Annotated in this window: 13 protein-coding genes and 2 pseudogenes; 8 read left to right on the top strand and 7 right to left on the bottom strand. The window is 72.3% G+C overall.

Annotation, left to right across the window (positions count from 1 at the left end; translation table 11 throughout):
* Positions 1-4 precede the first annotated feature (4 nt).
* From ACZ3TI_RS32255 to ACZ3TI_RS32240, 4 genes and pseudogenes are all read right to left on the bottom strand, one after another.
* A pseudogene (locus tag ACZ3TI_RS32255) lies at positions 5-690 on the bottom strand (cytochrome b/b6 domain-containing protein).
* Positions 641-1,363, bottom strand: a complete 723-nt coding sequence (locus tag ACZ3TI_RS32250) for a molybdopterin-dependent oxidoreductase (protein WP_465732490.1) — start codon at positions 1,361-1,363, stop codon at positions 641-643. Before ACZ3TI_RS32250 ends, ACZ3TI_RS32255 begins: the two are co-directional and overlap by 50 nt.
* Before the next feature lie 80 nt (positions 1,364-1,443).
* Positions 1,444-1,869, bottom strand: a complete 426-nt coding sequence (locus ACZ3TI_RS32245; RefSeq protein ID WP_465732488.1) for an organic hydroperoxide resistance protein — start codon at positions 1,867-1,869, stop codon at positions 1,444-1,446.
* A 55-nt stretch (positions 1,870-1,924) separates the two neighbouring features.
* Positions 1,925-2,128, bottom strand: coding sequence for a hypothetical protein (locus tag ACZ3TI_RS32240; protein ID WP_465732486.1), 204 nt, complete (start codon positions 2,126-2,128; stop codon positions 1,925-1,927).
* Between the two features lie 339 nt (positions 2,129-2,467).
* Here ACZ3TI_RS32240 and ACZ3TI_RS32235 point away from each other — a divergent pair, with 339 nt between their 5' ends.
* Positions 2,468-5,287, top strand: coding sequence for a helix-turn-helix transcriptional regulator (locus tag ACZ3TI_RS32235; RefSeq protein WP_465732484.1), 2,820 nt, complete (start codon positions 2,468-2,470; stop codon positions 5,285-5,287).
* 9 nt (positions 5,288-5,296) lie between these two features.
* Here the strand turns inward: ACZ3TI_RS32235 and ACZ3TI_RS32230 are convergent, their stop codons facing one another.
* A complete protein-coding gene (locus tag ACZ3TI_RS32230) occupies positions 5,297-6,058 on the bottom strand; it encodes an alpha/beta hydrolase (protein ID WP_465732482.1) in 762 nt (253 codons plus the stop codon).
* A 230-nt stretch (positions 6,059-6,288) separates the two neighbouring features.
* Between ACZ3TI_RS32230 and ACZ3TI_RS32225 the strand changes: the two genes are divergently transcribed.
* Together ACZ3TI_RS32225 and ACZ3TI_RS32220 are read left to right on the top strand one after the other, a co-directional pair.
* Positions 6,289-7,356 carry an alpha/beta fold hydrolase gene (locus ACZ3TI_RS32225; protein ID WP_465732480.1) on the top strand — a complete coding sequence of 356 codons (1,068 nt, stop codon included), beginning with the start codon at positions 6,289-6,291 and terminating at the stop codon, positions 7,354-7,356.
* Positions 7,357-7,389: 33 nt separating this feature from the next.
* On the top strand, positions 7,390-7,590 hold the full coding sequence (locus ACZ3TI_RS32220) for a hypothetical protein (protein ID WP_360240041.1): 201 nt from the start codon (positions 7,390-7,392) through the stop codon (positions 7,588-7,590).
* Positions 7,591-7,668: 78 nt separating this feature from the next.
* On the opposite strand, the gene ACZ3TI_RS32215 is transcribed toward ACZ3TI_RS32220, so the two are convergent.
* Positions 7,669-9,297 (bottom strand): tannase/feruloyl esterase family alpha/beta hydrolase, encoded by a 1,629-nt coding sequence (locus ACZ3TI_RS32215; protein WP_465732478.1) that lies wholly within the window; start codon positions 9,295-9,297, stop codon positions 7,669-7,671.
* A 216-nt stretch (positions 9,298-9,513) separates the two neighbouring features.
* On the opposite strand from ACZ3TI_RS32215, the gene ACZ3TI_RS32210 reads away from it, so the two are divergent.
* Entirely contained in the window at positions 9,514-10,374 is an 861-nt protein-coding gene (locus tag ACZ3TI_RS32210; RefSeq protein WP_465732476.1) for an alpha/beta fold hydrolase, read from the top strand.
* Between the two features lie 20 nt (positions 10,375-10,394).
* On the opposite strand, the gene ACZ3TI_RS32205 is transcribed toward ACZ3TI_RS32210, so the two are convergent.
* The gene (locus ACZ3TI_RS32205; protein ID WP_465732474.1) at positions 10,395-13,115 is read right to left on the bottom strand and encodes an AAA family ATPase; all 2,721 of its coding nucleotides are present in this window, start codon (positions 13,113-13,115) and stop codon (positions 10,395-10,397) included.
* Between the two features lie 320 nt (positions 13,116-13,435).
* Here ACZ3TI_RS32205 and ACZ3TI_RS32200 point away from each other — a divergent pair.
* The 4 genes and pseudogenes from ACZ3TI_RS32200 to ACZ3TI_RS32185 form a co-directional block, all read left to right on the top strand.
* Positions 13,436-13,588: pseudogene (locus ACZ3TI_RS32200) on the top strand (DNA starvation/stationary phase protection protein); the annotation flags it as partial.
* A gap of 501 nt (positions 13,589-14,089) precedes the next feature.
* Positions 14,090-14,539: a peptidase inhibitor family I36 protein gene (locus ACZ3TI_RS32195; protein ID WP_360240019.1), complete on the top strand. Its 450-nt coding sequence runs from the start codon at positions 14,090-14,092 to the stop codon at positions 14,537-14,539.
* 134 nt (positions 14,540-14,673) lie between these two features.
* Complete coding sequence (locus tag ACZ3TI_RS32190) at positions 14,674-18,363, top strand: endonuclease/exonuclease/phosphatase family protein (protein WP_465732471.1); 3,690 nt, start codon at positions 14,674-14,676, stop codon at positions 18,361-18,363.
* Between the two features lie 252 nt (positions 18,364-18,615).
* Positions 18,616-19,455: an oxidoreductase gene (locus ACZ3TI_RS32185; protein ID WP_465732470.1), complete on the top strand. Its 840-nt coding sequence runs from the start codon at positions 18,616-18,618 to the stop codon at positions 19,453-19,455.
* Positions 19,456-19,478 lie beyond the last annotated feature (23 nt).

Raw genomic sequence — 19,478 nt, 5'->3', positions numbered from 1 at the left:
CTGGTCACGGCTCCCGATCAGCGGTGTTCCGCGCGTTGTCCGGCTCGTCCTTGCTCAGCCACAGGGGGTGGTTCCGGTCTGCCCACTCCCGGCCCACGTATCCGGTCCGCATGCCGTGGCGCGCCTCAGGATCCCGGTACGCCTGGCGCATGTGCCCACCAGCACCACGGCGACGCCCCACGCGAGGATGTCGTGCACGAAGATCGCGCTCGTCCGGGAGATGCCCGACAACAGGCCGACGTTCCACATCAGCAGGCCGGTGGACATCATCACCAGTACGGTGCCGGCGATCCAGCCCGCGTACAGCTTCTGCCCTGCATTGAACTTGCCCGCCGGACGCTCCGACGGTGCGGCGGAGCGCCGACGGACCGCGCGCAGCCAGCGCCGGTCGTACGGCGCGAAGCGGTTCAGCCTGCGCAGATCGGCGCGGAAGTCCGCGGAGAACAGTCCCAGGAGGAACGACACGGGGAGCAGGATGCCGGACCACTCGTGGGCGGTGGCCATCAGGTACCGCCGGCCCGCCGCCTGGGCGAGCGGCCCGATGTAGAGGCAGGCCGCCGCCGCCGCGCACAGCACCATCAGCGCCGCGGTCGCCCGGTGGACCATCCGCTCGGCGGTGGTGAACCTCCGTACCCGCCCGTCAGGTCGTGCCGCGTTCGGCGGTGTCGTCGAGCCAGCCGTCGACGTCATATCCGCGTTCCTCCCAGTAGCCGGGGACGACCCGGTCGGTGACCGATATGCCGGACAGCCATTTGGCGGACTTGTAGAAGTACATCGGCGCCACGTAGAGCCGGACCGGGCCGCCGTGCTCGTGGGTGATCGGCGCGTCCAGCATCCGCAGGGCCACCAGCACGTCGGAGCGCCGGGCCTGCTCCAGCGTGAGGCTCTCGGTGTAGGCCCCGTCGAAGCAGGTGAAGCGCAGGGCCCTGCCTCCGGCGCGGACTCCGGCCGCGTCCAGCAGGTCGGAGAGCTTCAGCCCCTCGAAGGGCATCTTCTCGACGCGCCAGCCGTCGGTGCACTGGACGTCGTGGACGACCCGGGTCTGCGGCAGCGCCTGCAGGTCTGCGAGGGTGTACGTGCGCGGCCGGTCGACCAGGCCGTCGATCCTCAGCTCGTAGTCGTGCTCGCCCCTGCGCGGGACCGAGCCGACGATGCTGTAGTAGCGGAACCCTCCCGGGTTCGGCAGCAGGGCGCTGAGTCCGGTCGGGTCGGCCTCGGAGACCCCGGCCAGCACGCGTTCCCAGCCGGTCCGTACGTACGGCGCCGTGACCAGTCCCACCGCCCCGGCGGCGAGCATGCCCAGCATCGTTCTGCGGGCCACGGGGGCGCCATCCGGCGTGTTCTCGGCTTCTGATTCCGGCATCTGCATTCCTTCCTCCTCACGCGCCCCGGCCGGCCCGCTCGTGCGCGGGCCGGTCGGGGCGTACCCGAGTGTCGGGGTGCTCAGACGGCCACGGCCTCGATGGTGACAGGGATGTTGCCGCAGGTCGCCTTCGAGTACGGGCAGATCAGGTGGGCGGCCTCGGCAAGTTCCTCGGCAGTGCGCTGGTCGACGCCGCCGAGGCGCGGGGACAGCGTGGCCAGGAGCGAGAACTCGCCGTCGTCGCCGTGGTGGAGGGTGACCTCGGCGGTGACCTCGGTGCTGGTCAGCCTGATCGTGCGCTGGGCGGCGGCGTGGCGCAGGGCTCCCAGGAAGCAGGCGGCCCAGCCCGCGGCGAGGAGCTGTTCCGGGTTGGTGGCGTCGCCGGCTCCGCCCAACTCCTTGGGGATGGACAGGCGGTGGTCGAGCAGCCCGTCGGTGGAGCGGACGGTGCCGCCGTTGCGGCCCTCGCCGGTGACTTCGACCGTGGCGGTGTAGCTGACAGACATGGCGGGTCTTCCTTTCTCGGACTTTCTCGGAGTGACGCAACTGCCCCACGAGGCATCAGTACGTGCGGGACTGCTCCCAGTAGACGGCGCCCTGGTTGGAGGTGGCGAAGAGGAAGACTGTCGCGGCGTACGCGATCAGAGCGGGTGCGTACCGGGCGAGGAAGCCGTTGCCTTCGAGGTTCCACCCCTGGAGCCAGCCCCCGTGGGAGTAGACCGAGGTCAGCTGGATCCGCGTGGTCCCCTGCTCGCGAACAGCCACCTGCCCCCACCCGGTGTTCGCCATCGCGATGGCTAGCTGACCATGAGTCAGCATGCCGGGCCCGCCCGGTATTTCCTCTCGTCGAATTCCTTGGGTTCAACAGTCGTGCACGGCTGCGGCCCGGAGCATCGGTCACTTGACCGAAATCGTGATCCGCATTCCCACGCCGGTCGTTTCCCGGAACCCCAGTCATTTGACTGACGACCCACTCGCGGTCCGCGGGTCAGGGGGCACTGGCCGCCCCGGCCCGGGTATGGGCCAGGGTTCGACACGGGCTCGAAGGGCCCGCGTTCCCGGGATCGTGGTCGGTGGTCGGCGTACGCGGGAAGGGGCCGGGGCATGACTGGGTCGCAGCGGTGGGGTGTCACCACGACGATGGTGGGCCGCGAGGAGGAGCGGGCGCAGCTCGCGGAGTTCCTCGGGTCCGCCACGGGCCGGGCGCTCGTCCTGCGCGGGGAAGCGGGGGTCGGCAAGAGTTCGCTGCTGGGCCACGCCGTCGCGCTGGCGGAGCAGGAGGGCCACGTGGTGGTCCGGGCCGCCGGCGTCGAGGCGGAGTCCGAGCTGCCCTATGCCGGGCTGCACCAGTTCCTCCATCCGCTGCTGGCCGACGTCGAGCGGCTGGACGACGGGACCCGGGCGGTCTTCGATGCCGTGTTCGGCGGGGTGCAGGGCGATCCGCCCTCGGTCATGACGCTCGGCATCGCCGCTCTCAACCTGCTGTCGCTCGCCGCCGCACAGCGGCCGCTGCTGCTGGTCCTCGACGACGGGCAGTGGCTGGACGACGCCAGCGCCGACGTCTGCGGCTTCGTGGGCCGGCGCCTGGCCGGCGGCCCGGTGAAGCTCCTGGTCGCGGTCCGCACCGACCTCACCTCGCGCTTCGACACCGCCGCACTGCCCGAGCTGCCGGTGGACGCCCTCCCCGACGAGGAGGCGGCACGTCTGCTGGACCACCGGTATCCGGATCTGGGCCGACAGGCCCGCCGGATCGTCCTGGACCAGGCCCAGGGCAACCCGCTGGCCCTGGTGGAGCTGCCCGCCCACTTCGCGGGCCGGTCGAGCGACCTCCCGCTCGAAGACCTCATCGGTCAGCGCGGCGTGCCGCTGCCCCGGCGGCTGCAACGGCTGTTCGGCGCCCGCATCGCGGCCCTCGACGAGCAGGTCCGGGCCGAACTCCTGACGGGCGCGCTCGACGGAGCCGGAACCCCGCGCGGCACCGACGCCGTCCCCGGCACCCGCTACGCCATGCGCGACGCCGACACGGCCGTGGCCATCGGGCTGCTGGACATCGACGCGGTCACCGGTGATCTCGTCTTCCGCCACCCACTCGTACGTTCTGCCGTCGTGCGGATGGCCACTCCCAACCAGCGCCGCGCCGCGCACCTGGCGCTGGCGCAGCTTCACCGGGAGAACCTCGAACGCCGGGCGACGCACCTGGCGGCGGCGACGGTCGATCCGGATGAGGAGGTCGCCGACGTCCTGGAGGCGGCAGCCGAGTCGGCGACCCGGCGCGGCGGCGCGCTGGCGGCCGTGAGCTGGCTGACCCGGGCCGCCGAGCTCAGCGAGAACCACACCGACCGGTCCCGGCGCCTGACCGACGCGGCCTTCGTCGCCGGTCACGCCGCCCGCCTCGGCCAGGCGCACCGGCTGGTCCAGGCGGAGCTCGCGCCCGGCTCGACGGAGTCGCCGGCCTCGGTGCTGGCGGCCGCCTACCGGGCGCTCTACCAGGACGGGGACGTCCGCTCCACGCACCGCCAGGTCTCGGCCGAGATCGAGAAGCTCCGGGACCGCGGGACAGCCGCTGCGCTGGCTGTCGGCAGCACCGAACCCGACGAGGTCCTCACCCGGCTGGTGGTCCTCCTCCTGGCGATCAGTCAGTTCGGCGGGGATCGCGCGGTCTGGGAGAGCACGCGCGAACTCCTGGCCTCCATGGGCGACCTCGTCACCGAACACTCGCGCCTCTTCAGCGACACCTGGAGCGATGTGACCAGGCACGGGGCAGGCTGGGCCGGGCCGGTGCGACAGGCCGCCGCCAACCTGTCGAATCTGGAGCCCTGGGACGTCACTCGGTTCGGCGCGGCCGCGTACCACCTCGACCTCCTGAGCCACTACCGCCCCCACCTGCAGCGCGTCGTGGACCGCGAGCTGGAGACCGGAGCCGTGGCCACCGGCATGGTCATGCTGCACCAGATCATGCTCGACCAGATGGCGGCCGGCGAATGGGCCCAGGCCGAGGAAACCGGACAGCGCGGCCTGGACCGGGCGACCGAGCACGGCCACCGGCTGTTCGCCACCCAGAGCCGCGCGTACCTGGCCCAGTTGGCGGCGCTGCGCGGACAGGTCGGGCGGGCGCGGGACCTCCAGGCCGAGGTGGACGCCTGGGCCCGCCCGCGCGGACTGGGGTTCCTGACCCAGGTCGCCGACTCCGCCGGCGCGACCGCCGCGCTGGGCTCCGGCGACTACGAGGCCGCCTACCTCTACGCCATCGGGATCACGCAGCCGGGCACGTTCCGGCCCTACACGTATCAGGCCTCGCGTACCCTGCTCGATCTCGTCGAGGCCGCCCAGCACACCGGACGCGTCGAGCAGGCCCGGGCGCACGCCCTCGCCGCCCGCGACGCCGGTCTGCCGTCCGTGTCGCCCCGCCTGGCGCTGATCACCTACGGCGCGCTGGCGATGACCGCCGAGGACGAGCGGGAGGCCGCCGAGATGTTCGTCCGGGCCGAATCCCACCCGGACGCCGCCCGCTTCCCGTTCGAGCTGGCCCGGATCCGGCTGGCGCACGGCGTCCGGGTGTGCCACGTCCAGGGCCGGGCGGCGGCGCGGCCGTACCTGGTCCCGGCGGCCGAGGCGTTCGAGCGGCTGGGCGCGGCCGGCTGGACCGAGCGGGCCGGGGCCGAACTGCGCGCCACTGGGATCCCGCCCCGCGTCTCGACGCTGAACCTGGCCTCGCTGACCTGGCAGGAACGCCGCATCGCCGACCTGGCCGCCAGCGGTCTGACGAACAAGGAGATCGGCGAGCGGATGCACCTGTCGCCGCGCACCGTCAGCTCACACCTGTACCGCATCTTCCCCAAGCTGGGCATCACGGCCCGGGCGGCGCTGCGCGACGCGCTGAGCCGGACCGACACCCTGAGCCGGACCGACGCGGCGCAGGTCTGACGCCCGCGCTCAGCCCTGTGCGGCCGCGGCCTCGATGCCGTTCGCGGCCAGCCAGGCGAGGACGTGGTCGGCGACCGGGCGCCAGCCGCTGTCGAACACCAGGGAGTGCCCCCGATCGGCGAACTGCTTCAGATCGGTCACGGCGGAGGAATCTCCGTAGAGCTTGTAGGCCGAGCGGGTCACGGCGTCCGGGACCATCCGGTCCTCCTGGCCGGACACGAGCAGGAGCGGTCCGCGCGCCGAATCGGCCGTGTCCACGACGGTGTCGGCCGACCCGGCGGCGGTGCGATCGAGCCCGAGGTCCGTGAGCAGCCGGAGCGGGGCCGGGACGGCGTACCGGTCGTAGAGCTTCGCGGCCTCCTCCTCACCGACCGCGTTGGAAACGACGTGCCGGAACCAGGTCCGGGACAGCGGCTCGAAGCACAGGTGCCGGGTCGAACCGGCCGGCAGCGGCGCGAGGGCCACGGCGGCGCGGCCGAGGCCGGCGCCGAGGAGGCGCTGGGCGATCAGACCGCCGGCTGAATGCCCGATGAGCACCGGCGGGTTGTCGAAGGAACGCACGACCCTCTCGTAGTGGGCCGTGAGCGCGGCGAGCCCGAGGTCGCGCAGCGGCCCGGGATCGCGGCGGACCTGGTCGGCGGTGGGGGCCTCGCCGGGCCAGTCCGGGACGCACACCGCGTAGCCGTACGCGGTGAACCGTTCGGCCCAGCTCTCCCAGGAGGACCTGTGGAACCACGCACCGTGGATGAGGACGACGGGGGTTTGCTTCACGGCCAGACCTTCCGATTGCACACACGACGGCACACGACGATCCGCCGGCATCGCGGCGCTCCTTCGAGGATCACCGAGCGGAAGCACGGCGGAAACAGTCGAATGACTGAATGTGGCGGCCCGGCAGAGCCTTACGCCTCTTCGGGTGTCTCGACGTCATGTGACTGATGTGTCACGCCGGTTGCCGAAGAACAGTGGAGGCACCAGCGGGCCTCCAGGAGGGATCGGACATGATCAACAGGCGTACGTTCACCAGGGCAGTAGGCCTCGGCATGGGCGCCACGGCGGTGTCGGTCGGCGCGGCGTCGAACGCTCCGGCCGCCTTCGCGGCCGGTTCCGAGCAGCCCGGCCGCCCGGCCCCGGTCATCCCGACCATCGCCCCGGGCACCCACACCGCGTTCACCGAGCTCAAGCGGGTCCGGGCCGGCGTGCTCGACATCGGCTACGCCGAGGCCGGGCCCAAGCACGGCCCGGTGGTCATCTGCCTGCACGGCTGGCCGTTCGACATCCACAGCTATGTCGACGTGGCGCCGCTGCTGGCCGACGCCGGCTACCGGGTGATCGTGCCGTACCTACGGGGCCACGGCACCACCACCTTCCTGTCCCCGACGACCGTCCGCAACGCGCAGCAGGCCGCGATCGCCGTCGACGTCATCGCTCTGATGGACGCCCTGAAGATCCACAAGGCGGTGCTGGCCGGCTTCGACTGGGGCTCGCGGGCCGCCGGCACCGTCGCGGCGCTGTGGCCGGAGCGGGTCAAGGCCCTGGTGGCGGTGAGCGGTTACCTCATCGTCAACCTCCCGTCGCAGCGGAACCCGCTGCCGCCGAAGGCCGAGCACACCTGGTGGTACCAGTACTACTTCGCCACCGACCGCGGCCGCATCGCCATGGAGACCAGGCAGAACCGGCACGACCTGTGTCGGCTGGTGTGGGAGGAGACCTCCCCGACCTGGAAGTTCGACGACGCCACCTTCGAGCGCACCGCCACGGCCTTCGAGAACCCCGACTACGCCGCCGTGGTGATCCACAACTACCGCTGGCGCCTGGGCCTGGCCGACGGCGAGCCCCGCTACGAGCGCTACGAGCAGCTGCTCGCGGCCCGGCCCGCCGTCACCGTGCCGACCATCGCCGTGGACCCCGCCCTCGACCCGTTCCTACCCACGGCCGACGGCAGCGGGTACCGGAGGTTCTTCACCGGCCGGTACGAGCACCGCCTGCTCGACGGCATCGGCCACAACGCGCCGCAGGAGGCGCCGACGGCCTTCGCCCAGGCCGTGGTGGACGCCGACCACCTCTGACCCACGCGCATGCCGACCACAGGAGGTACGGACGTGAGTGATCCTGGTCCCAGCACGAACGGACAGGCGGCGGCAGTCCGCAAGGCCCGGTTCGGCACGCTCCCGGAGCGTGTCGCCTTCGAGGACATGGTCGAGGAGAAGGCGGTGCCGTCGGCGTACCGGGCGGTGGACGCCCACGACCCCGACGCGCTGGCGGTCAGGTTCTCCTGTCTGGCGGCGGATCTGGCTCTCTGAGCGCAGCGGGTCACGTACGACAGTGTTCGGGTCCGTCCCCGCCCGGGGGACGGACCCGAACGTGTTGTACCGCAGGTCTCAGCCGCGCGAGGGGCGGACGCAGCGGAAGCTGCTCGCGGCGTTCGGGTCACCGTGGCCGGTGTAGCGGGAGACCATCGGGTAGCGGCACAGGTCACGGGCGACGGTCCCACCGGTGGCGGTGGTCAGGGCGGCGTGCAGGACCGCCGGTGCCTTGCCGTGCTCGACCCAGGCGGTCAGTGACGCCAGGTCGTCGACCTTGCCACCGTCCAGGCCGCAGTGCGAGACGCCCGGTGCCAGGAAGAGCCGGTAGAAGTCGTCGACCTTCCTCGTGCCGCTCATCTCCTCGTCCACGCGCTTGCGGTAGTCGACCGTGCCCGCGGTGGGGATCAGCTGGTCGGCGTCGCCGTGCCAGGTGATCAGCTTGCCGCCGGCGTCGCGGAACGCGGAGAGGTCCGCGTCCCGGGTGCCGATGACCGGGTCGTACTCGGCGCGGGCCTTGCGGAAGAGCTCCTCGAACTTCGCGGTGGTGAGGTTCGCGGTGTCGAACGAGGGCTGCTCCTGCACGAACGTGGCGGCCCACACCGACGGGACGAAGAACGGCGCGCCCGTGGTAACGCCGTTCGCGTCGTTCTTGGTGGCCGCCAGGGGGAGGAAGTCGGCGCCGATCGGCAGCCCGTACCAGAGCCGCTTGCCGTTCACGTCGCGCGGGCCGTCCCAGATCTTGCGGACCACCTCGGCGTCCGCCTCGGTGACGGTGACCTGCTTGCCGTCGCACTCGATCCGCGTGCCGACCAGGCGGCGCGGGTCGAAGTCGCACCGCTGCGGGTCGCTGATCAGGCCGTCGGCGACGCCGTCGAGCTTGTCGCAGGCCTTGAGGGCGGCCTGCTTGAAGGCGTCGAACTCGCAGCCGGTCGGGTAGGTGTGCGCCTCGTTCATCACGACCTGCGGCCACAGGGTGGCGACCTCGAACTGGTTCCAGTTGATGCCCGGCGCCGCGGCGTTGATGCCGTTGAAGTCGTTCGGGTAGCGCTGGGCCTCCATGTAGCCCTGGCGGCCGCCGGTGGAGCAGCCGTTCCAGTAGGAGTAGGACGCCGCCCGGCCGTAGACCTCGGCCACGACCTGCTTGCCGACCAGCGCCATCTCGTGCGCGGAGCGGGAGGCGAAGTTGTCCAGGAGCGCGGTGTCGACGTGCCCGGAGGGGTCCAGCGCCCAGCCGGTGTCCAGGGGCCCGCCGACGCCGGCGTCGGTGGTGGCGGCGGCGTAGCCCTGCTTGACGGCCGCCGCGAGACCGGCCCCGTTGTCCCCGGCGGCGTACGCCTTGCCGCCGACCGCCTGGAAGCGGCCGTTCCAACCGGCCTGCGGCAGCCAGACGTTCACCTTGGCCTGGTCGTTCGCGCCGGGGTGCGTCAGCGTGACCGTCACCTCGCAGTGCGCCGGGACGTCGGGCACCTGGCCCCCGCCGAGCGGCGGGACCCCGGGCACCTGGAAGGTGCCGGCCGGCACGGCGGCCGCGGTCACGGACTCCACCGCGGTGCCCTCCGGGGCCGGCAGCGTGGACGGAGCGCAGGTGTAGGACGAGGGGCCGGCGACGGCGAGGGACGCCGACGCGCTCACCGGTGTGGAGACGGCCGCGGCGGCGGCCAGGGGGACACAGGCCGCGACGATGGTCAGGAACCGTCGTTTCATGATCTCTCCTCGCAATCGGGGACGGCGCCCTCACTGTGGTGGCCCAGGCGGTGGCGGCACATCAGTCACCTGACGCAAGTCGGCGGGACGGCTCCGAGGACCGGAACGGCCGGAAGCATGGAGTCACATGACCGATGCGCCGGGAACGGCCCGAGGGCGACAGTGAGGGAGAACCGCCAGATCCACTGCGCTGCTCAAACCCCTTGGAGCGTTTCCATGTTCAGCATCGAGAGCAACCGCCTGCGCCGCTTCGTCGCCGGGGCCGTCGCCGCGGCCGGTGCGATCGCCACCGTCGGCGCGTTCGCCGTCGCTGGCACCGCGAACGCCGCGAACGCCGCGACCGAGGACTCGGCCGCCGACCGGGGCCCGAAGCCGACCGTCGTCCTGGAGCACGGCGCGTTCGCCGACGGCTCCAGCTGGGACGGCGTGATCGCCAAGCTGCGCCACGACGGCTACCCGGTGGTGGCCGCCGCCAACCCGCTGCGCGGCCCGGCCTCCGACGCCGCCGCGCTGCGCAGCGTCGTCGACCACATCAAGGGCTCCGTCGTCCTGGTCGGCCACTCCTACGGCGGCTCGGTCATCAGCGAGGCCGCCGTCGGCGAGCCGCGGGTCAAGGCCCTCGTCTACGTCGCCGCGTTCCTGCCCGCGCCGGGTGAGTCCGCGCTGCAGCTGACCAACCGGTTCCCCGGGTCCACCCTGCCCGGCACGCTGGACCCGGTGCCGTTCACCAACGCCGACGGCAGCACCGGCACCGACCTGTACATCCAGCAGGACAAGTTCCGGGCCCAGTTCGCCGCCGACGTCCCGGCCGACAAGGCCGCGCTGGCGGCCGCATCGCAGCGGCCGATCGCCCAGGCCGCGCTGGAGGAGAAGGCCACCGCCGCCGCCTGGCAGACCGTTCCCAGCTGGGACATCGTCACGACCGAGGACCTCAACATCCCGGCCGCCGCCCAGCGGTTCATGGCCGACCGCGCCCACGCCCACACCACCGAGGTGGCCGCGTCCCACTCCGTCGCGGTGTCCCACCCGGGCCTGGTGACCGGGGTCGTCGAGAAGGCCGCCCGCGCCACCCGCTGAAGGCCCTGCCCGGCGGCCGGCTACTGCCCGGCCAGGGCGCCGTCGAGCTCACGGCGGGAGGAGATCCCCAGCTTGGCGAAGACCTTGCGCAGGTGCCACTCGACCGTGCGGGGGCTGAGGAACAGCCGCGCTCCGATCTCCGCGTTCGGGTGCCCGCCGGCCGCGAGGCGGGCGATCTGCGCCTCCTGCGGAGTCAGGACCGGCGCGCCGGGGGCCCGCTTGCGGACGGTCTCGCCGGTGGCGAGCAGTTCTCGCCGGGCCCGCTCGGCGAACGCCTCCATGCCCGTCGCCGTCGCCGCCTCGTGCGCCGCCCGCAGTTCGGTACGGGCCTGGGCGCGCCGGTTCTGGCGGCGCAGCCACTCCCCGAACAACAGTCGGGCCCGGATCTCGAACACCCGGAGCCCGCCCCGGCCGAAGTGGTCGACGGCCTCGCGGTAGCGGTCCTCGGCATTCTCCGGTGCTCCGGTCAGGGCCTCGGCGACCGCGTGCGCACCGAGGGCCCAGGGGGTGCCGGCCCGGCTCCAGTCGGCGAGCCGCTCGCGCGCCCGGGCCGCCGCGGCCGGGTCGCCGGCCCGGGTCGCGGCCTCGACCAGCTCACCACAGGTCCACTGGTACACGACGAGGTCCTGGTGCTTCGTGCCCCGCAGCGCCGCCTCCAGGGCGAGCGCGTAGTTGCCCAGACCGTTGTGGAGCACGGCCCGGGCACACGCCGCCACGTCGACGAGTCGGCCCAAGCCGCGCTGCTCGCCCTCGTGTTCCATCGCCTCGATCACCTCCAGGGCCGGTCGTTCCCGTCCCCGGTACGCGCTGATCAAGGCCGCCGGGGCCGTGCGCTTCACCACGCCGGTGGCCTCCTCGAGGGCCGCGGCCTCGGCCAGCAGGTCGCCCGCCTGGGACAAACGCCCCGCGAAGCCCAGCGCGTACGCCCGGTAGGGCAGTGCCGTCGGGAGGACCGACAGGGTTCCCGTCCGCCGGGCGAAGCGGACCGCCCGGTCGCCGATGTCCAGCCAGCCCGGGAGGTCGCCCAGCACCGCGGCGGCGTTCGCGGCCGCCCACAGGACGGACGGGTCCTCCTCGTCGGTGAGCGAGCGCTGCGCCCGCGCCAGCAGCGGGAAGGCGGCGACCGGCCCGTCCACGGTCCAGGTGACCAGGGCCCGGAGGAAGACACCCGCCGTCTCCTCGCCGGCCGGCAGGTCGCGAGCGGCCTCGGCGACCCGGTGCAGTGCGCCTTCGTCGTACCGGCCGACCCAGAGGGCCGCATCGAACGCCGCGAGGTAGGTCTCCCGTGCGGCGGCCGGGTCAAGGTCCCTGAGCGGGCCCGCCGCATCGAGCAGCGGCCGCACCGCGCCCAACCCCGAGTCGGTCATGGACGAGGCCCTGGCCCGCAGTCGGCCGGCCTGGGCCTGCTGCAGCCGGTCCAGCGGCCCCAGTTCGGCGACAGCCAACAGTTCGGGCACCCGGGCCGGCACGCCCGCGGCGAGATGGGCCGCAGCAGCCGCCAGTGCGCGCCGCGCCCGCTCCTTCCGGTCGGGGGTGAGCGCCGCGGCCCGTTCCAGGAAGGACGCGGCGGCCGCCCGCCCACCGCGCGCCAGGGCCCGATCGGCGGAGCCCTCCAGTGCGGTGGCGACCTGCTCGTCCGGCCCGACCGCGGCATGGGCCCGGTGCCAGGCCTGCCGGTCAGGGTCACGCTCGGCGTCGGTGGCCTCGGCCAGGGCGCCGTGCGCCGCGCGCAGCTCGGCGGGCTCCGCGCCCCGCCACACGGCCGAACGCACCAGCGGGTGCCGGAACCGCACCGAGGCTCCCAGACTGATCAGGTCCGCGGCCTCGGCCGGTGCCGCGGCCTCCAGCCCGATGCCCAGCAGGCGCAGGGCGTGCCACAACAGCGGCCCGTCGCCGACCGGTTCGACCGCCGCGACCAGCAGCAGGGCCCGGGTGTCGGCAGACAGGGCGTCGACGCGCCGACGGAAGCCGTCCTCGACCCGGGTCGCCAGCGGGCCGGCGCCGGGCCCGCCGAAGCCGAACGCCAACTCCACCGGCGACAGGCCCCGGGGCAGCTCCAGCAGGGCAAGCGGGTTACCGCCGGTCTCGGCCACGATCCGGTCCCGCACCCGGGCGTCGACCGGCCCCGGCAGCACGCCGTCCAGCAGCGCCCGGGCGTCGGCATCGGCCAGCCCGCGCAGGAGGAGGTCCGGCAGACCGGAGAAGCCCTCGTCCCCCTTCCCGTCGGTGATCCGCTCGGCAAATACCAACGCCACCGATTCCGCGTCCAGTCGACGCCCGACGAACGCCAGGATCCGCTGGGACATCAGGTCCAGCCACTGCGCGTCGTCGACCACGCACACCAGCGGAGACCGGGCCGCCGCCTCGGCGAACAGGCCGAGGACCGCCATCCCGACCAGCAGCATCTCGGGCGGGTTCCCCGCGCTCAGGCCGAAGGCGACACGCAGCGCGTCCTGCTGCACCGGCGGCAGCCGGTCGAGGTGCGACAACAGCGGGGCGCACAGCTGTTGCAGAGCCGAGTACGCGAACTCAGCCTCGGCCTCAACGCCGGCCGCGCGCACGACCTGCCACTGCCCCGCCTGACCGGCCAGATGGTCGAGCAGCGCCGACTTGCCGACGCCGGCCTCACCCCGCAGCACCAACACCCGGCTGCGCCCGTCGCCCACCTCGCGCAGCAGACTGGCCAGCACGTCCAACTCCCGGGCGCGCCCGAGCAGCTGGTGTTTCGCGCGCTGCGGCATGGCTCCTCCGGTACGAGTTCCTCCCGGAGGAGCTACACCCATCCTACGAAGAGCGGGGCCGGCTGAGCCGCACCGGTCCGGTCATCCCCGGCCGTCCCCGGGCCGGTGGCACGGATGGTCAGCGTCCGGGGGCCCGGAGGGTTGCGGGCGTCCGTGCTACCTCAGCGACCGGAAGGCGGTGCGGAGTTCTTCGGCCAGCAGCTGCGGCTGCTCCCAGACGGCGAAGTGGCCGCCCCGGTCGACCTCGTTCCAGTGGATGATGTTGCCGAAGGTCTGCTCGCCCCAAGTGCGCGGCGCGGGGACCGACTTCCCCGGTCGGCATGGCGTCCGCCCGAGCAGTCGCCGGCAGTGCCCGACAGGCGACCCTGGTCGACCTCCTCGATCTCGCCCTGGTGGCCAGGCAGGCGCACTGGAACCTGTACGGTCCGCGCGTCCGCTCCCTGCACGTTCAGCTCGACGAAGTGGCCACCACGGGCCTGGAAGTTCTCGGAGGTGTGAACATGTGAACCGTGCCGGACGACGTCCTGCGCCGTGTGCGCAACCTTGACCCGGCCCCCGCGAACCTGTCGGGCCGAGGAGAAGCGGGCATACGACCGGCTGCTGCACTTCTACCGCGACGGCTTCGGCTATTGGTGTGTCCCTGCGAGGCGGGCGTGCGTTCTCCATCATTGGTTCCGCGCAATCGTTCGACGTTGGTCATTTGACGGCACGTCCGCTCGGTCAAGCCCAAACCAGGCCTGCTAACCCCCGGCCGTGGCTCACCGCCCGACGTGCAACCGACGCGATCAACCAGTCGGCTCTCGCAGTCAGATGACTGATGTGCCGACGCGCGGCGGTGAAGCACGGTTGGCCAGCGGTTCCGCTCGATGCGTCGTGCCCCGTCTTCCCGAACGTACCGCTCGATGGCCGCGCGTAAGCAATGTCACCCAGCCTGTATCGGCTCTACAGGCCGACCCCCGAAAGCGAGTTCCACCATGGCCCGCACATCCCTCCGGCTGAAGTCCGCCGCCGTCGCGACCGCCCTCGCCGGCGCGGCGCTGATCGCCACGGCGGCTCCGGCGTCCGCGGCGAACCCGCCCTACGACGGCTGCCCCGCGTGGGCGCTCTGCCTCTACCAGCACGAGGGCGGGACGGGTTCGAAGGCGATCGTCACGCCTCCCCCGGCCGGCGGCAACGCGGCGATCGTGCGCCTCACGCAGGTCCACTTCCTTAACGGGGAGATCACCGACAACCAGGTGTCGTCCTGGATCAACAACTCGCAGTGCTCGGTCAAGTTCATGGACGACCCGTACGGCGAGCTCCACCCCTCCGACCTGGACTACACCGAGACGTGGCACTGGGGTGCGACGGCCGACTACGGCACCGGAAGCTCCAAGTACTACGTCAACGACCGGATCTCCTCCCTCCAGTTCTGGTGCCCATAGCAGCAGAGTCCGCTCCGAGAGCGGTGCCCTGACGGATCCGCCCCGCTCGCCACTGCCCCCGGCACCCGCCCCCGGAACCATCCGATGACACAGAAGGAACTCCCATCAAACGTCTTCGACCAGCGGCCGCGCTGTTGTCCGGCCTGCTGCTCTCCCTCACCGTCCCCGCGCTCGCCTCGGCTGCGCCCGTCCTCGAAGCGGCAGCCCCCGCCACCGCGGTGACGGCCGGCCCCGGGGCCGACGGCCCGGACCTGAGCTTCGCCAACCGCACGTCGCCGCCACCCGGGATGCCGGACTGGTCCCGCGTGGGCTTCCGGGGCGGCCAGCAGCTGCCCAGTGACGGTGACCTGACCGACGATCCCGGTTGCCGCATCACCCCGGACGTGCTCGCCGCCCGATACGGCGTGCGGGCGAACGACGGCGCCGACGACACCGCCGGGCTGCAGAAGGCCATCGACGAGGTCAAGGCCAACTGCTCGCCGAACGCCAACTTCAACCGGCTCTCGCTCATCTCCCTGCCGGCCGGGCGGATCGACGTGTCCCGGCAGATCTACGTCGACGCCGACTACCTGGTCCTGCGCGGGCAGGGCTCCGGGCGACGGCGGCACCCGGCTGGTGTTCCGGCCGGACGTCAACACCCGCTACGACACCCTGGTCAACGGCCGCTGGGACCAGGACAGCATGAAGGCGGCAGCGGCAGCGACGTCGGCACCGGCGGCTGGATCTGGCCCGGCCGCGGCCTGTTCCGGGTGCAGACCCGCGACATCGCCGACCGCTACCAGGACGACTGGGCGGCCGCCCCCACCAACCGCAAGGACATCTTCGAAGGCAGCGTCAACCAGCACTGGGCCTCCGGCATCAAGGTCGCCGCCCCGGCCGCCGACCCCGGCTACGCGGCCCGCCAGGGCCAGAGCACCGTGCAGCTGGACGCCAAGGCGGACATGAAGAAGTTCTCCCCGGGCGGCTACGTCTGGGTCGGAGCGGCCAACAGCGTCAAGTTCTACGAGCAGCAGGGCGTGTCCGACCGCAGCCAGATGGACAACCTGCACATGCGCCAGCAGATGTTCCGGGTCAACTCCCTGGACGCGGCGGCCAAGACCGTCACTCTGGACCGCCCGCTGGAGTGGGACCTGCCCGTCGACTCCACCTCCGACGGCTCCCCCGCCCTGGGCGACAAGCCGTACGCCAGCAAGGTCACCCCGCTCAAGGTCGTCCAGGGCGTCGGCTTCGAGGACTTCGCCTTCACCCAGGACATGAACGGCCTGCCCAAGCTCGGCGGCGGCACCTACCAGCTGACCCCCGACCAGGCCGTACACAACTACGGCAACATGGCCCCCGAGTACGCGATGCACGGCATCGTCTTCAAGTGGGCCGCCAACGACTGGGTACGCGGTCTGAAGGCCGAGATGACCGGCTCGCACCCGATCGTCACCGAGGACGCCCGCAACCTCCAGATCGAGCGCAACACCTTCGACGGTGCCTGGAACAAGGGCAAGGGCGGCAACGGCTACCTGCGCGGCAGCCGCGTCTGGGACTCGCTGTACGCCTACAACCTCAGCCGCAACCTGCGCCACTTCACCTTCCAGTGGTCGGCCAGCGGCAACGTCGCCTTCCGCAACGACCTCGACTCGGACCTGAACCTGCACGGCGGCTGGGAACACAACAACCTCTTCGAGCAGAACAAACTGAGGGTCCCGTACGAGCACCGCTCGGGCAGCTGCCAGACCAACTGCGGTGGCGAGGGCGGCGAGGTCGACGAAGGCACCTGGTACCCGATCTGGTGGGCGGCCGGCCCCAAGGCGGTCAAGTGGTCCGGTTCCTCGGGCCCGCAGAACGTCTTCCACGACAACACGATGGTCAAGCAGACCACACCGGGCGGGGCGTACGAGCCCTACGCGCCCTACGGCACGCAGTCCGGCACGGCCTTCCAGTTCGGCTCCGCCACCGGCGCCCCCGACCGGTTCCAGCCGCTGAGCCAGGACGGCCAGGCGATCCCGGACTGGGGCGGCCGGGAGACCCTCGACTACACGAACAAGGGTGTCGTGCCCCTCGACGCGGGCAAGCGGCCGTCGCTGTTCCTGGCGGACACCGGCGGACTCGAACCGCGCGACGACAACACGCGCAAGGTCGCCACCTGGAACATGCAGGGGGCGGACACCCCCGACGCCAACGGCAACAAGTACGCCAACGACCTGCCACAGCTGTACGGGCGCGGCTTCGGGCAGGCCGGAGCCGACGTCATCGCCCTGCAGGAGGCCGGCGCTCCGCCCCGCGGCGCCACGTTCCTGGGGGAGATCGCGACCGCCAACACCCAGTGGTTCGACAACGGTGGATTCACAGTTCCGGTCCAGGAGTACCGGATCGGCAGCGCCGCCCGGCCCACGGGGTTCCTGTACTGGCTGCACACGGACACCAATCCCAGGCCGGGAACGGTCGGGCGGGTGAACATGGCCGTCTTCAGCCGCACCCGGGTCGACCGCAACGGCGTGTACACCACCCGGGAGGGCAGGATCACCGACGGCACGGACTCCCGGCCCGCGCTCGGCATCAACGTCGGCGGCGTCGTCTACTTCTCGGTGCACGGATCCTCGGGCAGCGGCAGCGACGACCCCCAGCTCCTGCACAACATCCGGGAGCAGTTGAGGGGCACCGACCTGCCCTGGATCGCGATGGGCGACTACAACCGCGCCGTGGACAGCCTGCAGGCCGCGATCGCCCCGGACTTCACCATCCACTCCCAGCAACTGCCCACGCGCCCGACGCCGCTGGTCACCACCACAGCGGCTCCCTCGACCATCGACTACGCGGTCGTTCCCACGGCCCAGGCGCAGCCCAGCGTCACCGGAGCCGTGCGGGTCAACCTGACCACGTCGGACCACTACCCCGTCGTCTTCACCCTCGCCAACCTGCCCGCCCAGCAGGCGCCGGCGCAGCAGCAGGCCGCGCAGGCCGTGCCCGCCCAGGTCGTGGTGCGCAGCGCCGCCACCACCAACGTGGCCGGCCCCTCCGGCACCAGCCACGTGGTCGCCGATCAGCCGATCGACCAGGCGAACCTCCCGTCGCAGGTGTTCAGCCTGACGCCCGACCCCGAGTACCCCGGCTACTACCGCCTGTTCCACGCGAACGTTCCCTTCAGCGGCCGCTACCTGGGGCAGGAGGGCGGCGCCCGAAACGCGCGGACGGTGCTGTGGCCGAACGCGGCACTGGACCAGCTCTGGGCGCCGGTCGACCAGCTCGACGGCACCTGGACCCTGCAGAACTACGTCACCCGGCAGTTCCTCACCGACGTCGGCAGCGGCCAGGCGCTGGCCGGCCGCGACTACGACGGCTCGGCCGCCCAGCGCTGGTTCCTCCAGGACCCCCGCGAGGCCGCGGGCCTCAACGAGATCGTCTCGGGGGACAACGGGTCCCAGCCCTCGGCGCTCACGGTGGACGATCTGGAGACCGCGCCCCACCCGCTGTTCTTCGCCCCGAACGGGCACAACGGCAACCAGCGGTTCGGTACGGTCTCCGCGGGTCGGATCGGCTCGGACGCCTGCTTCTACCTGGTCAACCAGGGGCAGTACGTCAACTCGACGGCGGCCCATCCGGGGCAGCCGCTGGACGGCAGCGCCGTCACCATGGGCGGCTTCCGCCCCAACGACGACGGCTACCTGTGGTGCGCGACACCCGACGGCTCGAAGGGGACCCTCCTGACCAACCACACCACCCCCGTGGAGCAGCTGAACCTCACCCGGAGCGCGTCCTCCGACGTGGCGACGATCAGCAGCCCCGCGTCCACCGCACCCAAGCTCCACTGGAGCTTCCTGCCGGTCACCGGCTGACCCCCGTGGCGCCCGGCCTCCCCCGGGCGCCACAGCATCTCCCCACCTCCGGCCGCTCTCCGCGGCCGGCCCCGAGCGTCCGCCCCGCCGGCTGCACTCATACGAACACCGCGGTCGGCTGAGCTGCACGGATTCAGTCACGCTCGACCTGGCCGCCATCGCGGACTCAGCGTCATATGACTGATGTGCGACGGATTCACCGCACGGGACAGTGATGACCGATGGTCTCACCACAGACAAAAGGGGCTTGACATGACTCGCACGTGGTTGATCACCGGCGCGTCCCGGGGCTTTGGGCGGCGCCTGACCGAAGCGGTTCTGGAGAGCGGAGAGCAGGTCCTGGCGACGGCTCGGCGACCGGAGCAGCTGGCGGACCAGGTCTCCCGATACGGGGCGCAGGTCCGCACCGCGGCCTTGGATGTGACCGACGCGGCTGCGGCCCGTGCCGCGGTGGACAGCGCGGTCACGGCGTTCGGGCGGCTGGACGTGGTGGTGAACAACGCCGGATACGCCAACAGCGGCCCGATCGAGGAGATGACGGACAAGGACTTCCGCGAGCAGTTCGAGGCGAACTTCTTCGGGGTCGTCAACGTCACCCGGGCCGCGCTGCCGGTGCTGCGCGAGCAGCGGTCGGGAGTGTTCGTGCAGTTCTCGTCTCTGGGCGGCCGGGTCGGAGGCACCCCGGGCATGGGCGCCTACCAGAGCGCGAAATTCGCCGTCGAGGGCTTCTCCGAGGCACTGGCCGGCGAGGTCGCCCCGTTCGGGGTGAAGGTGGTCATCGTCGAGCCCGGAGCCTTCCGAACGGACTGGCAGGGCTCGTCCATGGAGCTGCACCCGGTGGGACCCGACTACGAGGAGACCGTCGGCGCCATGAACCGGTACCGGCGGGAGAACACCGGCACGCAGCCCGGCGACCCGGCCCGCGCCGCCCAGGTGATCATCGACGTCGTCGGCCACGACGACCCGCCGCGCCGGCTACTGCTCGGCGCCCACGCCGTGACCGTCGCCCTGGCCGCCGGTGAGGCGCGCGCGGACGAGACGCGGAAGTGGGCCGAGGCGAGCGCCGCCGCCGACTTCCCGGCGGGGCAGTGAGCTACGGGTGCCCGCACGGCCTC

This window comes from Kitasatospora sp. NPDC023120, from assembly GCF_055560835.1.
The sequence above is the reverse complement of the archived record's forward strand: the minus strand, read 5'-3'. Positions and strand labels throughout refer to the sequence as shown.

Bases quoted from the DNA above. Each gene is read 5' to 3' on its own strand.
- ACZ3TI_RS32250 (WP_465732490.1), bottom strand. From the start codon at position 1,363: ATGCCGGAATCAGAAGCCGAGAACACGCCGGATGGCGCCCCCGTGGCC.
- ACZ3TI_RS32245 (WP_465732488.1), bottom strand. From the start codon at position 1,869: ATGTCTGTCAGCTACACCGCCACGGTCGAAGTCACCGGCGAGGGCCGC.
- ACZ3TI_RS32235 (WP_465732484.1), top strand. From the start codon at position 2,468: ATGACTGGGTCGCAGCGGTGGGGTGTCACCACGACGATGGTGGGCCGC.
- ACZ3TI_RS32225 (WP_465732480.1), top strand. From the start codon at position 6,289: ATGATCAACAGGCGTACGTTCACCAGGGCAGTAGGCCTCGGCATGGGC.
- ACZ3TI_RS32215 (WP_465732478.1), bottom strand. From the start codon at position 9,297: ATGAAACGACGGTTCCTGACCATCGTCGCGGCCTGTGTCCCCCTGGCC.
- ACZ3TI_RS32210 (WP_465732476.1), top strand. From the start codon at position 9,514: ATGTTCAGCATCGAGAGCAACCGCCTGCGCCGCTTCGTCGCCGGGGCC.
- ACZ3TI_RS32205 (WP_465732474.1), bottom strand. From the start codon at position 13,115: ATGCCGCAGCGCGCGAAACACCAGCTGCTCGGGCGCGCCCGGGAGTTG.
- ACZ3TI_RS32195 (WP_360240019.1), top strand. From the start codon at position 14,090: ATGGCCCGCACATCCCTCCGGCTGAAGTCCGCCGCCGTCGCGACCGCC.
- ACZ3TI_RS32185 (WP_465732470.1), top strand. From the start codon at position 18,616: ATGACTCGCACGTGGTTGATCACCGGCGCGTCCCGGGGCTTTGGGCGG.